This window comes from Marinobacter gudaonensis (genome assembly GCF_900115175.1).
Classification (GTDB): Bacteria; Pseudomonadota; Gammaproteobacteria; order Pseudomonadales; family Oleiphilaceae; genus Marinobacter; species Marinobacter gudaonensis.
On sequence record NZ_FOYV01000001.1, the window covers coordinates 1,928,532 to 1,942,954 of the forward strand.

At 63.2% G+C, this 14,423-nt stretch carries 11 protein-coding genes; 3 read left to right on the forward strand and 8 right to left on the reverse strand.

Annotation, left to right across the window (positions count from 1 at the left end; translation table 11 throughout):
* The first annotated feature begins 7 nt into the window (after window positions 1-7).
* A complete protein-coding gene (locus BM344_RS08855) occupies window positions 8-1,036 on the forward strand; it encodes a metal-dependent hydrolase (RefSeq protein ID WP_091988458.1) in 1,029 nt (342 codons plus the stop codon).
* 5 nt (window positions 1,037-1,041) lie between these two features.
* Window positions 1,042-1,734, forward strand: coding sequence for a pseudouridine synthase (locus BM344_RS08860; protein ID WP_091990943.1), 693 nt, complete (start codon window positions 1,042-1,044; stop codon window positions 1,732-1,734).
* A 2-nt stretch (window positions 1,735-1,736) separates the two neighbouring features.
* On the opposite strand, the gene BM344_RS08865 is transcribed toward BM344_RS08860, so the two are convergent.
* From BM344_RS08865 to ilvD, 3 genes are all read right to left on the reverse strand, one after another.
* Complete coding sequence (locus BM344_RS08865; RefSeq protein ID WP_091988461.1) at window positions 1,737-2,216, reverse strand: asparaginase domain-containing protein; 480 nt, start codon at window positions 2,214-2,216, stop codon at window positions 1,737-1,739.
* An 18-nt stretch (window positions 2,217-2,234) separates the two neighbouring features.
* Window positions 2,235-3,188, reverse strand: a complete 954-nt coding sequence (pbpG, locus tag BM344_RS08870; protein WP_228143581.1) for a D-alanyl-D-alanine endopeptidase — start codon at window positions 3,186-3,188, stop codon at window positions 2,235-2,237.
* A 97-nt stretch (window positions 3,189-3,285) separates the two neighbouring features.
* Entirely contained in the window at window positions 3,286-4,974 is a 1,689-nt protein-coding gene (ilvD, locus tag BM344_RS08875) for a dihydroxy-acid dehydratase (protein ID WP_091988467.1), read from the reverse strand.
* A 183-nt stretch (window positions 4,975-5,157) separates the two neighbouring features.
* Here ilvD and BM344_RS08880 point away from each other — a divergent pair, with 183 nt between their 5' ends.
* Entirely contained in the window at window positions 5,158-7,575 is a 2,418-nt protein-coding gene (locus BM344_RS08880) for a phosphoketolase family protein (RefSeq protein WP_091988470.1), read from the forward strand.
* Here the strand turns inward: BM344_RS08880 and BM344_RS08885 are convergent.
* The 5 genes from BM344_RS08885 to BM344_RS08905 form a co-directional block, all read right to left on the reverse strand.
* Window positions 7,556-10,279, reverse strand: a complete 2,724-nt coding sequence (locus BM344_RS08885; protein ID WP_091990946.1) for a cation-translocating P-type ATPase — start codon at window positions 10,277-10,279, stop codon at window positions 7,556-7,558. The genes BM344_RS08880 and BM344_RS08885 overlap by 20 nt on opposite strands.
* 169 nt (window positions 10,280-10,448) lie before the next feature.
* Window positions 10,449-11,060, reverse strand: coding sequence for a Yip1 family protein (locus tag BM344_RS08890; RefSeq protein WP_091988473.1), 612 nt, complete (start codon window positions 11,058-11,060; stop codon window positions 10,449-10,451).
* Between the two features lie 137 nt (window positions 11,061-11,197).
* Window positions 11,198-12,166, reverse strand: a complete 969-nt coding sequence (locus BM344_RS08895) for a carbohydrate kinase family protein (RefSeq protein WP_091988476.1) — start codon at window positions 12,164-12,166, stop codon at window positions 11,198-11,200.
* A gap of 15 nt (window positions 12,167-12,181) precedes the next feature.
* Window positions 12,182-13,231, reverse strand: coding sequence for a LacI family DNA-binding transcriptional regulator (locus tag BM344_RS08900; protein WP_228143582.1), 1,050 nt, complete (start codon window positions 13,229-13,231; stop codon window positions 12,182-12,184).
* A gap of 18 nt (window positions 13,232-13,249) precedes the next feature.
* On the reverse strand, window positions 13,250-14,386 hold the full coding sequence (locus tag BM344_RS08905) for an ABC transporter ATP-binding protein (RefSeq protein ID WP_091988479.1): 1,137 nt from the start codon (window positions 14,384-14,386) through the stop codon (window positions 13,250-13,252).
* Window positions 14,387-14,423 lie beyond the last annotated feature (37 nt).

Consider the following 14,423-nt stretch of genomic DNA (forward strand, 5'->3'; position numbering starts at 1 on the left):
AACCACTATGGATTCAGTTACCCAGGCAGCCCTTGGCGCCTCCCTGGCCGGTGCGGTTGCCGGCAAGACCCTGGGCCGGTCAGTGCTGCTGACCGGTGCCGTGCTGGGCACCCTGCCCGATCTGGACGTGGTCATCGACTACGGCAACGCGGTGGCCAATTTTACCCAGCATCGGGGCTTCAGCCACTCGCTGTTCATACTGGCACCCCTGGCCGTCCTGCTGGCCTGGCTGCTCTGGCGCTGGAAACCGCAGTTGAGCTTCAGGCGTTGGCTGGCACTGACCGGCCTGATCCTGATCACCCATCCGCTGCTGGACTCGCTGACCACCTACGGCACCCAGCTGTTCTGGCCGTTCGGCCGGCCCATTGCGGTCAGCAGCATCTTTATTATTGATCCGCTCTACACGCTGCCGCTACTGGCAGGGTGCATCGCCTTCCTGGCACGACCACCGGCAAAAACCGCACTGGTCACAGGCCTGGCGCTGTCGACCCTGTACCTGGGCTGGAGCCTGGCGGCACAACAGGTCATTAGCCAGCGGGTGCAGCCGGCCCTGGCCGAGGCCGGCATGAAGGCGCCTGCCCTGCTGGTTCAACCGATGCCGTTCACCACGCTGCTGTGGCGCGCCACCGCGATTGAAGGAGACCAGCGCATAGAGATCGTCACCGGATTCCTGGACGGCAGTGGTCCTCTGAACCTTGAGCGGTTCCCGCGCCGGCTGGAGCTGGCGGAATCGGTGGCGCACCTGCCCCAGGCCCAGCGCCTGGAATGGTTCACCCGGGGGTTTCTTGCCTACCGTCAATCGGACAACCAGATCCTGGCCACCGACATCCGGCTGGGCCTGCCCGGGGCGCATCCATTTACCTTTATCCTGGCCCGGAAGCAGCAGGGCCAGATAGAACCGGTGGCAAGCACCCGCATGCCCAGACCACCGATGAACACCGATGCGCTGGCCCTGCTGTGGGCACGAACCACGGGCGAGACGCCCGTGCTCTGCCTGGCAAGCCTGAGCGCGCCGGCGCCCGGAACACAGTGTTAATGGCCATGCGACTGGATCAGTTCGTCGCCCAGAGCGCCGGGCTCTCCCGCAAGGACGCCAAGCGGGCAATCGGCCAGGGGCGGGTAACAGTGGACGGCAAAAGCGGTGTCTCGGCCAACCAGAAACTGTCCCCTCAGGCCCGGATCGCCCTCGAGGGCCGGGTGTTGCAACTACCCGGTGAACGCTACCTGATGATGTACAAGCCCGCCGGCGTGGTCAGCGCCACCACCGACAGTGACCACCCTACGGCTCTGGATCTGTTGCCATCGGATCTGGCGCGAGATCTGCACATAGCCGGACGCCTGGATGCCGATACGACCGGGTTGCTGTTGCTGACCACCGATGGTCAGTGGTCCCACAGGGTGACCTCCCCTCGCACGGAGTGTCCCAAAACCTATCAGGTCACGCTGGATGCACCGCTTACCGACGAGGCGGTTCGGCAACTGGAGTCAGGTGTCCACCTGAGGGACGATCCGAAACCGACCCGGCCGGCCCGGGTGCGGGTCACCGGGGATACGATGATCGAGCTGACCATTTCCGAGGGTCGATACCATCAGGTCAAACGCATGATCGCTGCCGTGGGCCATCATGTGGAGGCCTTGCACCGGATGCAGATTGGCCCGGTACGGCTGGATCCGGCGCTCAAGCCCGGCGATTTCCGGCCACTGACCGACGAGGAGAAGGCGAGCCTGGGCTGAGCTCAGGTGCGTTCGAAACGCTGGGCCTGGAGGTTCTTGCGCACCGAACCGGCTTCGAATACCTCACCGTTCATCGCAATGTAGACGCCCGCGGGCAGCAGCTGTACCGCCGCCCAGGCAAAACCGATGTTGAACACCGCATCGGTTCGCCGCATCCGGGCCGGCTGCATGGCGCCCGTCAATACGATGGTTTTATCCTTGAGGGACGACAGTACCGCCGCGGTATCAGCCATGGTATCGGTGCCGTGGGTGATCACGATCCGCTCACAGTCACACGCCTGCACCGCCTCCAGCACCTGCTGACGGTCAGCATCGTCCATCTCCAGGCTGTCCTTGCGCAGCAGTTCCCTCAATCGGTAGCCCTCGTGAATGTTGGATTCGGAGAGCAACTCGGGCAGCAGGCTGTGGCCCACCTCGAACTGGCTGTTGGCGTCAAAGTAAACCTTGTCGATGGTGCCACCGGTGGTGAAGATCTGGATCATGGCTGGGTTCCTCCGCGCTCAGTTCACGCTGGCTGACTGCTGGCCGGAATCGGCGTATGCCGCGTTCTTTTTTTGTTCATAACGGCGGGCGGCAGCGGCCACCGAGCCCGGCGCACCGGTATCCAGCCAGCGTTTGATGCGACCGGCATCGCCCAGGGGCGACCGGGTGCCCAGGGAATCCAGCAACACGGTAACCACATCCTTGCCGTCCATGCGGGAAACCATCACCAGGCATCGCCCGGCTTCGGACAGGTAACCGGTCTTGCTCAGGGCGACGCCCCAGCTGTCCCGGTGGACCAGGGCGTTTGTGTTACCAAAGGACAGGCTGTAACGGGGGTTGCGGAACTGGCCCCGGAAATAGCCGGTGGTGGAGTATTGCCTAATCTCGGGATGACTGGCCGCAGCATTGACCAGCCGCACCAGATCGGCGGCGGTCGATACGTTGTCCGCTGACAGACCGGTGGGATCAACAAATCGGGTACCGGTCATACCCAGATCAGCCGCCTTGCTATTCATCGCCTCAATGAAGGCATCGAAACCGCCGGGATGGCTGCGGGCCAGGGTGTAAGCGGCGAAGTTCTCCGACGACATCAGGGCAATACGCAGCACATCCGCCCTGCGCATCTGCGAATCAATGCGGATCCGGCTGTAGGCGTTGGCCGCGGCGGGCGTGTGGCGCTCGTGGAAGGTCAGCCAGGCATCCAGGGGCTCCCCGGATTCGAGCACCACTAGGGCCGTCATCAGTTTGGTGATGGAGGCAATGGGCACCGAGCGATGGGCATTCTTGCCATACATCAGCTCTTCCTGCCCGACAACGGCAACCGCGGCGTTCACCGATGCCAGATTGGGACCTGCGGCCTCGTTGGCGGTGGCAGCAGCTGACGGCGAGCTCTGTTGGTGGGCCTGAGCCCCCCCGGGCAGCAACACCAGCAGGCACACCCACAACACCATCCAACTCCGGTTCTGCATCATCAAACGCCCCAGCCTCGTCTTGTTGAATTGTTGGAACAGGCAGCAAGCGCCTCCCACTCATGCGGCATTGTAACAGCGTTTACCGGGCCGGCGACCTTCATGGCAGATCGGTAATGGCGCCCTTCGAGGCTGAACTGACGGTACGGGCATACTTCGCCAGCACACCCCGGGTAAACCTGGGGGCGGGGGCCTGCCAGGCCTTCCGACGGCGTTCCATTTCTTCCTCGGAAATGTCCAGTTCAATACGGTTATTGACCGCGTCGATGGTGATGGTGTCGCCGTTCTCGACCAGGGCGATCGGACCGCCCTCTGCGGCTTCCGGCGTCACATGACCCACCACGAAGCCGTGGCTGCCCCCGGAAAAACGGCCGTCGGTGATCAACGCCACGTCGCTGCCCAGCCCCTTGCCCATGATCGCTGAGGTGGGGCTGAGCATCTCACGCATGCCCGGGCCACCTTTCGGGCCCTCGTAGCGGATCACCAGCACGTCTCCGGCCACCACAGTGCCATCGAGGATCCGTTCCTGGGCTTCCTCCTCGGAATGGAACACCCGGGCGCGGCCCGTGAAATGGGTGCCTTCCTTGCCGGTGATCTTGGCCACGGCGCCGGTGGGCGCAAGATTGCCGAACAGAATACGCAGGTGACTGTCGGCCTTGATGGGGTTATCAAAGGCATGAATGATGTCCTGCCCTTCCGGGTAGGGCGCCACGTCTGCCAGATTCTCCGCCAGGGTCTGGCCGGTAACAGTCAGGCAGTCGCCGTGCAGCAGACCACGGTCCAGCAGCATTTTCATCAGCGGCTGGATGCCGCCAATGGCGACCAGCTCGGACATCATGTAATGGCCACTGGGTCGTAGGTCGGCCAGCACCGGCACCCGCTTGCCAATCTCGACAAAGTCTTCCAGCTCAAGCTCCACGCCCACGGTACTGGCCATGGCCAGAAGGTGTAGCACGGCGTTGGTGGAGCCACCCAGGGCAATCACCACGGTAATGGCATTCTCGAACGCCTTGCGGGTCATGATGTCGCTGGGCTTGATATCCTTTTCCAGCAAATTAAGCACCGCTGCCCCGGCACCCCGACAGTCCGCGGCCTTGGTGTCGGAAACGGCATTTTGGGCAGAACTGCCCGGCAGGCTCATGCCCATGGCCTCAATGGCAGAGGCCATGGTGTTGGCCGTGTACATACCGCCACAAGAGCCGGGTCCCGGAATGGCGGTCTCCTCGATCTGTTTCACCTCGATGAGATCCAGATCGCCCCGGGCGTGGGCGCCCACCGCTTCAAACACCGAAATAATGTCGGTGTGGTTTTCGCCGGGCAGGATGGTGCCGCCATAAACAAACACCGACGGTCGGTTCAGGCGCGCCAGTCCCATCATGCACCCGGGCATGTTCTTGTCGCAGCCACCAATGGCCACCAGCCCATCAAAACCCTCGCAGCCCGCAACCGTCTCGATGGAATCGGCGATCACCTCCCGGGACACCAGCGAGTACTTCATCCCCTCGGTGCCATTGGCGATGCCATCGGATATGGTAATGGTGTTGAAGATCAGCGATTTGCCCCCGGCCTCATCGGCACCGGCAGCGGACTCCTCTGCCAGTTGGTTGATGTGCATGTTGCAGGGGGTAAGGTTGCTCCACGTTGACGCAATACCGACCTGCGGCTTCCTGAAATCCTCGTCGGTGAACCCGACCGCCCGGAGCATGGCTCGACTGGCCGATTTGCCGATGCCGTCCACCACCGGTGCGGAGTATTTGCGGCGCTTGTCCTGGTTCTGGTCCTGCGTCACGGGGCTCTCTCCTCTGTCAGCGTGTTATCGCTTTAGCCTCTCAGAAACCGGCACCCTCGGCAACGGGCATTGACGCCTCTCGCCATGGGTCTGCACAGTTTAATGTCCATATGACCTGCATCAATGGCGCTCCGCCAGGGCCGTCCTAGAATTCAGTCATACACTGACGCCAAGGAGGCACTCATGTCCTCACCCACCGAATCGGCACCGGAAGATCCCCGGGCGCCGGAATGCCCGGAGTACCGGCACTGGAGTGACGGCTATGGCGTCATCCAGCACAGCGATGCCACCCGGCATCAGGTGCGTCTCCTCGCCGAGCGACTGGTGGCGGCCGGCCACCAGCCAGACACCACCACCGTTTTTGCCCGGCTCGCCGACCTGGACCGCCTGACCAGTGCCGGCCTGTGGCTGGTGGTGCACATGACCTACGCCAGACGCGTGGACATGTCCGGACAACCGTTAACACCCCAGGACTTCAAGACCAGCCCGGAAGGCCATACCGGCGGCGCCCTGAACATGGTGCCGGCCTACGCCGCTTACCTGGCGCTGAACAATCTGACCGGCCGCACCCGCAGCTGGCTGATGGGTCAGGGCCACTGCGTCGCCGCTGTCGAGGCCCTGAACGTACTGACCGGCAACCTGCACCCGGAACAGGCGGAACGGTACCGTGGGCCGGAGGGCCTTTCAGCGCTTGTGGCCGATTTCTACAGTTACCGGCAGAGGCCCGACGGCACCATGGATGCGCCCCTGGGCAGCCACGTCAATGCCCACACCGCCGGCGGCATCCTGGAGGGTGGCTACCTCGGCTTTGCCGAACTGCAGTATGCGCACATGCCCCTGCCCGGTGAGTCTCTGGTGGCGTTCCTCTCGGACGGCGCCGCCGAAGAGCAGCGGGGCAGCGACTGGGTGCCACGCTGGTGGCGGGCCGAGGACTGCGGCGCGGTGCTGCCGGTCATGATTGCCAATGGCCGCCGGATCGAGCAGCGTACCGAACTTGGCACCCGCGAGGGCCTGGAAGGATTCGAAACCCACCTGTCCCATCGGGGGTTTCTGCCGTGCCGGTTCGACGGTAGGGATCCGGCGGCCTTTGTCTGCGCCCTGTTCGAAATGGAGCAGGCCCTGGCCGCCAACGGCGACTCGGCGCTCAAGGGCGAGAGCAAGTATCCGGTGCGGGTCCCCTTCGGTATTGCCGAAACGGTCAAGGGCTTCGGCTTCTACGGGGCCGGCAGCAACCCGGCCCACAACCTGCCCCTGCCTGGCAACCCGCGGATGGATGCCCGGGCCCGGGAGCTGTTCAACCAGCACGCAGGCCAGCTGTGGGTACCGCCAGACCAACTGCACCGCTGCGTGGCCGCGCTGAATCAGCACCAGGCCCAGGACCGTCCACTCGAGCGGGATCATGCCCTGGCTACCCGCAATCCACCGGAGCCAGTTTTACCCCGGCTTCGAGCCACCGCCGACCTGAGATCTCCGATGCAGGCGGTTGATGACTTTTTCCGGGCCCTGGTGGCGGCCAACCCGACCTTGCGAGCGCGGATTGGCAATCCGGACGAGCTGGCGAGCAACCGGCTCGGGGGTGTGCTGACTGCCCTGAAGCATCGGGTCAACGACCCCGAGAACGATCAGGAGTCGGTGCACGGAAAGATCATTACCGCGCTGAACGAGGAGGCGGTGGTCTCCGCATGCCTGGCCAACAAGGCTGGCCTCAACCTGGTCGCCAGCTATGAGGCTTTCTGTGTGAAGATGCTCGGCGCCATCCGTCAGGAACTGATTTTTGCCCGGAACCAGAAGGAAACCGGACGACCGGCGCGCTGGCTGGGCTTTCCGGTGGTGGCCACCTCCCACGCCTGGGAGAACGGCAAGAACGAACAATCCCACCAGGACACAACCTTCTGCGAGAGCCTGCTGGGGGAAATGAGCGACGTCTCCCGCGTACTCTTCCCGGCCGACTACAACAGCACCCTCGCGGTACTGCCCTCGGTGTTCACAGAGCGGGGCCGGATAAGCTGCATGGTGATCCCAAAACGGGACCGGCCCTGCGTATTCAACCGCGAGGAGGCCGATCTGCTCGCCCGGCACGGCGCTCTGGTGGTGGACGAGGACACCGGCGACGGCGAGCCGCTGCTGCTGATCGCCAACGGCGCCTATCAGCTATCCGAAGCCATACAGGCCTGCAACCGCCTGCGCGAAAAAGGCACCCCCTTCCGACTGGTATACATTCAGGAGCCGGGTCGCTTCCGGCAACCCCGGGATGCCATCGAGGCCGGCGTGTGTCTGGCGGAATTCGAACGGGAGCGGCTGCTGCCAAGCCGGATACACCGGCGGGTGGCCCTCACCCACATGCGCCCGGAGGTGTTCCGGGGCCATCTGCATGGGCTGTTTCCGAAACCGTCGAGATCGCGGGTGCTCGGCTACGTCAATCGCGGTGGCACACTGAACGAGGCTGGCATGCTGTTCGCAAACCGATGCTCCTGGGCCCACGCCCTGGCGGCCTGTGCAGAGGTCATGGACCGTCCGCCCGGCGAGTGGCTGTCCACCGCTGAACTGGCGGCGGTGGAAAGCCGGGGCGACCCTTCGGTGATCACCCGCGGAGGGGGCTGAACAGGCGCCTGCGCAAGGCGGTCTCAGCCTCCAGAACAATCAACAGCAGCACGCCGGTAGCGCCAGCAAACCCGAGCATGCCGAGACTCAGCGGAACCGTGTCGAAGGTCTGGTTGAACCATGGCAGGTAAGTGAACATCAGCTGCAGAATGAGGACGGCGGCGACCGCCAACAGCACCACGGGCGTGCCCAGCACACCGCGCAGGGTCAGGGAAGCGCTGTCCAGATAGCGCACCGCAAACAGGTAGAACACCTCCATCGCAACCAGTGTGTTGACCGCCAGCGTCCTGGCGGTCTGGTCATTTCCATAGTGATGAATGGCCCAGTACCAGGCCGCGAATATGCCCGCCAGGAAGAGCAGGGATACCAGGGCCACCCGCCAGAGCACAAAGCCCCGCATGAGTGATTCGTTTCTGGCCCGCGGCGGACGTTGCATAACATCGGGCTCGGTGGGCTCAAAAGCCAGGGTCATCGCCAACACCACCGAGCTGACCATATTCACCCAGAGAATCTGCAGGGCCGAAATCGGTAATGTCAGCCCCAACAACAAGGCGGTAATCAGGCTGATCGATTCCCCGCCGTTGATCGGAAGCATGAAGGCAATGCCTTTCTTGAGGTTGGCGTAGACGGTTCTACCCTCCCGCACCGCGGCGGCAATGCTGGCGAAGTTGTCATCCAGAAGCACCACCGAGGCAGCCTCGCGGGCGGCTTCCGAACCTTTCACGCCCATGGCGATACCCACTTCTGCCCGTTTCAGGGCGGGCGCATCGTTTACCCCGTCACCAGTCATGGCAACCACGGCGCCCCTGGTCTGGAGCGCCTCAACCAGCCTGAGCTTGTGCTCGGGGCTGGTACGGGCAAACACATCCACCTCGGCCACCCGCTCCCTGAGCTGACCGGCGTCCAGACGATCCAGATCGCTGCCGGTCAGCACTTCACGGGTATTCGCCAGGCCCAGCTTTCGGGCAATGGCGCCGGCTGTGAGCGCATGATCGCCGGTAATCATTTTCACCTCGATGCCCGCCGCCCGGCATTCGGCAATAGCCTGAATGGCCTCCTGCCGTGGCGGATCAAGCAGGCCCACCAGGCCCAGCAGTTCCACACCCTGAGCCAGATCCTCGACCGCCAGATCGCCAGCACCGCGGGCGACCGGTTTGCGGGCCAGGGCCAATACCCGGAAGCCTTCCGACGCCATGTCAGTGATTGCAGCGTGCCAGAATGGTTGGTCCAGCTCAGCCACGACACCGGAATCCACCACCTGCCCGGAGCACATGTCCAACACCCGCTCCGGCGCGCCCTTCAGATAGATCACGTTGTGCCCGTGATGGTCGTGGTTGAGGGTGGCCATAAAGCGGTTTTCGGTGTCGAAGGGAATCTCGTCGCGGCGGGGCCAGTCCCGGGCACTGTCGTCAACATCAAAACCCACCTTGCGGGCGAACACCAGCAGGGCGGCTTCCATGGGATCGCCGCTGACCCGGACACCAGACGAATCCTGGACAACCTGGGCATCGTTGCAGAGCGCTGCCGCCCGGGCCAGCTCGTCGAGGCCCGGCGACCGGGCGGGGGCGCCCCTGGCATTGGTAACGGCACCATCAAAGCCATAGCCTTCGCCGGTCACCTCCAGTTTCCCCCCAGAGACCATGGCCCGAGTCACCATCATTTCGTTGCGGGTCAGGGTGCCGGTTTTGTCGGAGCAGATCACGGACACCGCGCCCAGGGTCTCGATGACAGGCATGCGTCGAACGACCGCGTTACGCCGGGCCATCTGGCGTACGCCAATGGCCAGGGTAATGGTGAGAATGGCCGGCAGGCCCTCGGGAATGGCCGCGACGGTCAGCCCCACCACCGCCATGAACAATTCCCGGAAAGGCAGGCCGCTGAACAGGAGGCCGCCAAAGAAGATGGCAACTCCGGCCAGGATCACGATCGCCGATAGCCGGCGCGCGAAGCGATCCATCTGCTCAAGCAGCGGCGTTCTCAGGCTCAAGGTATGGGCGAGAAGCCCCGAGATGCGTCCGATCTCGGTGTCCTGCCCGGTACGGACCACCACGCCACGACCAGTCCCTGTTGCCACCATGGTGCCAGAGAAAGCCATATTGCTTTGGTCGCCCAGCACGGCGTCCGCATTCACGACCACGATTGTCTTGTCGGCGGCCTCGGATTCGCCGGTCAGGATAGCCTCATTGATTTTCAGTTGGTGGGCTTTTTCAAGCCGAAGGTCCGCAGGCACCCGGTCGCCGGGCTCCAGCAAAACGGTATCCCCGGGCACAAGCGTTGCAGCATCCACCAAGTGCTGGCCATCGGCCCTGAGCACACGGGCCTTGGGTGCCAGCATATGGCGGATGGCAGACAGCGCCTGCTCGGCCCGGCCTTCCTGGATGAAGCCCACGAGCGTCTGGATGACCACCACCGCCAGAATCACGCTGGCATCCACCCAGTGGCCAAGGCTCGCGGTAATGACCGCCGCCGTTGCCAGCACGTAGATCAGAAAGTTTCTCAGTTGTTGCACCAGCCTCAACCAGGGCCCACGGACACGGGCCTCGGGCAAGGCATTGGCGCCATGACGACGCAGCCGATCGCCGGCTTCGGCGGCGGACAGTGGCGCCGGCGCCTGCAGCTGACTTCGCGCCTCATCCGCCGCAAGTGCATGCCAGGCCAGCTCCGACACTCGGGCCGTGGCGGGATTTGTGTCCGGTCTCGGCATGATCATTCACTCCCTGAGGCTGCTTGTCTGTCCATTAGACCCGGACATCTGCGATACCGGATTGCCCTGGGTCAAGCCGATCACAACGGTTTGCCGGGCCCGCCATTCGGCCACAAAAAAGGGGAGCAAGACGCTCCCCTTCTGCTTCGTACTTTTCTGGACTGCGGTGCTAGCCGCTGACAAACACCGGACCCACGCCGAAGTTCCACAGGATGACCGACCCCACCCGTGTGGACACCAGGATCACCAGGGCAACGGTCAGAAGTGCGCCCGCGTACATGACCGCCCGCTCTTTCTCGATGCCCATGACAATCGGCAGACCGTCGTACATCAGCCAGGCGCCGTAGCAGGCAGCCACCAGGAACACAATGGCATTGAACCAGGGCACCGGATACAGCAGAGCAAAGCCTGCCAGGAACAGCGGGGTGCAGGAATAGGCCGCCAGGGCGATGCCGTTGGAGGGTACATGCTCCTCCTTGGCGCCATAGGTTCTGGCCATCCAGTTGATTGCGTAACCAAGCGCAAAGACCCCTACCAGCATCGCCAGATAGGTGAGCACACTGAGTTGCATTGCACTGATTTCCGTCAGCTTGATCAGCCGTTCATTGCCCACCGTCCAGCCAAAATAAGCTGTGGAGATATAGGCGCAGACAGGCGCGATGGCCGCCAGGATCAATACGTAGGCCACGTAAACCCGGCGCGGTGTTTCATGTTCTTTTCGTATGGAAGCCCACTCTTCATCAGGATGGGTGAAGAGACCGAACGCATGTGACAGGAGCATGGACAACCCCCTTCTTCTCTGTTGTTGGTATTTTGAACTACGGGATCCGGAAACTGGCGGATCAGCAACCGTTCCTTGACTTAACTATAGTCAAGAACCACAGCTTGGAAAGGGAAGTCGATCAAAATACCGACGGTTTATTCTACCCCGCTGGCTATGGCGTCAAGATCTGCCCGGGAAGGCAGCGCGTCAAAGGCGCCGAACCGGGTCGCGGTAAGGGCGCCACAGCGGCTGGCGAAGGCCAGCGCCCGCTTCAGGTTGCTACCTGCAGCAAGCCACCGGGGCAATGTCAGCGTGGTAACGCCGGCTTTGGCAAGCTGGTACAGCATGCCGGCCACGAAGGCGTCACCGGCAGCGGTAGTGTCCACCGCAGTCACCGGGGGCGGACGCAGGCTGAGAGCCTGATCTCCGGCCCAGGCCCACAGTTCTTCCGGTCCGTCGGAGACCAGGATCAGCGGCACGCCAACCTCGCGCAGCTCGGAGATGACGGCTTCAGTGTACCCCGCAAACAGCGCCTCCAGCTCCTCTCGGCTGAACTTCACCATGTCTGCAGCCCGGGCAAGCTCCAGGATTCGCTCTGGTGCCTCCTCTGGCCGGTCCCAGAGTGCGGCCCGATAATTGACGTCGAAGCTTACCAGGCACCCCTGTTCCCTGGCCCTGGCCACCAGGCCGCGGGTAGTTTCGGCGATCGCGGTCTCCGTCAGGGTGTTCGAGCAGATGTGGAACAGGGGCTTGGCGACAAAAGCCTCTGCGGGCAGTTGATCCGGTTTGAACAGAAGGTCGGCCGTGGCGGTACGGTAAAAGGTGAAGCTGCGCTCCCCCCGGTCGTCCAGTGCCACCATGGCCAGGGCGGTATTGGCGTCCACCGCGCGTGCCAGCCATGACGTATCTACACCGTAGCCGGTGAGAGCATCAACAATCTGGTGACCAAAAACATCGGCCCCAACCTGGCCGGCAAATATCGAGCGACCGCCCAGCCGCGCGACACCCACCGCCACATTGGCGGGCGCGCCCCCGGGCTGGGGTACAAACCGGTCCTGGCCATGCAGGCGCTCAGCGCGCATATCAATCAGCGCCTCACCGAAGCAGAGTACGTCAAGAGTCATGATGCAGGGGTCCTGTCAGGGGCAGCTTTCACGTACCAGTAGACAGGTAGGCAGCAGCACATTGCTGTCTTCCTGCTCGCCCAGGAATATGCGGGCGGCGATGCGCCCCTTTTCCGCGCTCTGCTGGTAAACGGTCGTCAGAGAGGGGTGCAGGTTGGCGCCTTCGGGTATGCCATCGAAACCGACAATCCGTACGTCCTCCGGCACTTTCAGGCCCATCTGCAGCGCGGCCTGAATGGCCGCCAGGCCGAGCCGGTCACTCATGCACAGCAGCAGATCCGGCCGGGGTGTGCTGGTCAACGCCTCCCGGGCGGCCTGATAGGCGTCCTGGTGAGTATTGGTCGGCGTTGACCAGATTCGCTCCGACGGCACCCGGTAACCGGCGGCTTCCAGAGCATCGGTGTAGCCGTGAAGGCGGCGCACGGAAATAGCGCGCACCTCGTTGAACAGCTCGCGGTCCCGAATCCGGCAGACACGGTCGGTATCCACCAGACGCAGGCCCAGAATTGCGACGTTCTCCGGTGGCTGGCGAAGTGCGTGCTCGGCACTACGGCGAGCGCCCTCGTAGTTATCGATGTTGACCCAGGTACAGCCTTCCAGATCAAAATCCACCGCCACCATGGGCTTCCCGTGTTGCAGCAGACGCTCGTAGGTGCGGCCCTTTTTCAGCCAGCCGTAGATAATAAATCCGTCAACCATGGACTCCTGGAGCCGGCTGCGGTGCTCGTCATCGTCCTGGCTGGAAAGCAGCAACATGTTCAGGTGTCGGCGATCAAACACCTCTGCCAACCCGTGGAGGAATTCACTGGCTACGGGGTCGGTGAGACTGTAGGCCAGGTTGTCCGCCAGCATCACGCCAACGTTGCCGGTGCGGCCGGTTCGCAAACTCCGGGCGGCGGCGTTGGGCCCCATGTAGCCCAGACGCTTGCATTCTTCGAGGATCCAGCGGCGACGGGACTCGGACAACTGATCCGGTCGGTTGAACGCGTTGGAGATGGTGGCGGTAGACACGTTCAGCTTCTCGGCCATCAGCTTGACGGTCAGTCGTCGGGGTTTTTCGGTCACGACTCGCTCTCTCCCAGTCTACTCATTCGCCGCGGTCAGCGCGTCCTCGGCCGGGCTCTTGCGACCCAACGGACCAAGGGCCTTGCCCAGGCCATCAAAGACATGAACGCAGGCGGGCGCTGTGCTCAAAGACACGCGGTGTCCGACCTGCACTTCACAGGGCACCGGTTGGCGCACCACTATCAACTCCTCCAGGCCCGGCAACTCCACGTAGACGTAGGCCTCATTGCCCAGGTACTCAACGTTGACCACCTCAAGCCCCTGATTGGGGCCGGACAGGCTCAGTACAAAGTGTTCCGGTCGTACGCCGATGGTTACCTTATCACCGACCTGCAGAGCGGCGGTATCCCGGTCTACGGTCAGCTCGCCGAGCCCACGTACGGCTATAGTGGTGGTGGCCGTGCCTGGATCTGCCGCCACCGTCCCCGGCATCAGGTTCATCTTCGGCGACCCGATGAACCCGGCCACGAACAGGCTGGCCGGTGTCTCGTACAGCTCATACGGTGTGCCCACCTGTTCGATGTTACCGCCATTGAGTACCACGATCTTGTCGGCCAGGGTCATGGCTTCCACCTGATCGTGGGTCACGTAGATCATGGTGGACTGCAACCGGTCGTGAAGCTTGGCGATTTCGGTACGCATCTGCACCCGAAGGCTGGCATCCAGGTTGGAGAGCGGTTCGTCAAACAGCATGATCTTGGGTTCCCGGGCCATGGCCCGGCCGATCGCCACCCGCTGGCGCTGGCCACCGGAAAGCTCCCGGGGTTTGCGGTCCAGCAGTTTTTCCAGTTGCAGGACTTCGGCCGTTTTTTCCACCCACTCACGGATCTTGCTCTTGCTGGCCTTGCCCAGCTTCAGGCCGAAGGCGATGTTCTCATACACCGACATGTGTGGGTACAGGGCGTAGGACTGGAACACCATGCCCACGCCGCGTTCCTTGGGGGAGAGGTCGGTAACCACTTCGCCGTCAATCTCGATGTCGCCGCCGGAGGGATCCTCCAGCCCTGCAATCAGCCGGAGCATGGTGGATTTGCCGCAGCCGGAAGGGCCAACGAAAACCACGAATTCGCCGTCTTCGATGCGCAGGTTCACGCACGGCAGTATTTCAATCTGTCCAAAGGTCTTGTTGATGTTTTTCAGTTCCACACAGGCCATGGTGGAGACTCCTCTGTTGATCGCCCGGCCAGGGCCG